The organism is Gilvimarinus sp. 1_MG-2023 (assembly GCF_030548285.1).
Genome location: NZ_JAUOSC010001316.1, coordinates 1 through 255 on the forward strand (window position 1 = coordinate 1; position 255 = coordinate 255).

At 49.0% G+C, this 255-nt stretch carries 1 protein-coding gene; it reads right to left on the bottom strand.

The features are described from left to right. Positions 1–121: 121 nt before the first annotated feature. A complete protein-coding gene (locus tag Q4563_RS23805) occupies positions 122–241 on the bottom strand; it encodes a hypothetical protein (RefSeq protein ID WP_442903844.1) in 120 nt (39 codons plus the stop codon). Positions 242–255 lie beyond the last annotated feature (14 nt).

The following is a 255-nucleotide window of genomic DNA, read 5'->3' on the forward strand; positions in this document are numbered from 1 at the left end:
GTAATAGACTGTCAGCGCTCAGATACTTACCTAGATCGTAAAAACCGTCCCGACACTAGTTTGGTATACCTAACACATATCTTCCCTGTTAAACACCCAGAAAAAATAAATAACTGACTAGTCACCACGCATCCCTGAGAGCACGCACAGCGCGGAAAACATCCCGGTCCGCCGCGGCGACCTCCATCTCAGGAAACTGCACCTGTAATTGCGCCCGGATTTGCGGCTGATGCAAACGCAAAAACGGGTTATAAG